Source organism: Halorubrum sp. SS7 (genome assembly GCF_005435055.1).
Taxonomy (GTDB): Archaea; Halobacteriota; Halobacteria; order Halobacteriales; family Haloferacaceae; genus Halorubrum; species Halorubrum salinarum.
The window spans coordinates 1-243 of record NZ_SGXV01000599.1 but is presented as its reverse complement, the minus strand read 5'-3'; the positions used below and the strand labels follow the sequence as shown (position 1 = coordinate 243).

1 protein-coding gene is annotated in these 243 nt (G+C 65.0%); it reads left to right on the top strand.

Annotated features, from left to right (window positions below; genetic code table 11):
* Positions 1 to 243: AAA family ATPase (locus EXE44_RS19285; RefSeq protein ID WP_137718128.1), on the top strand; the 243-nt coding region annotated here is incomplete at both ends.

The window sequence follows — 243 nt, the reverse complement described above, 5'->3', positions numbered from 1 at the left end:
AACTTCAAGCCGTACGGCGACGCCGACCTCCGGCTCACGGAGGGGGTCACGGTGATCCACGGGCTCAACGGCAGCGGGAAGTCGTCGCTCTTAGAAGCGTGCTTCTTCGCGCTGTACGGGTCGAAGGCGCTCGACGGCACCCTCGAAGACGTCATCACGAACGGCGAGGAGGAGACGGAGGTCGAGCTGTGGTTCACCCACGACGGCGTCTCCTACCGGGTCGAGCGGCGACTCAAGTCGTAC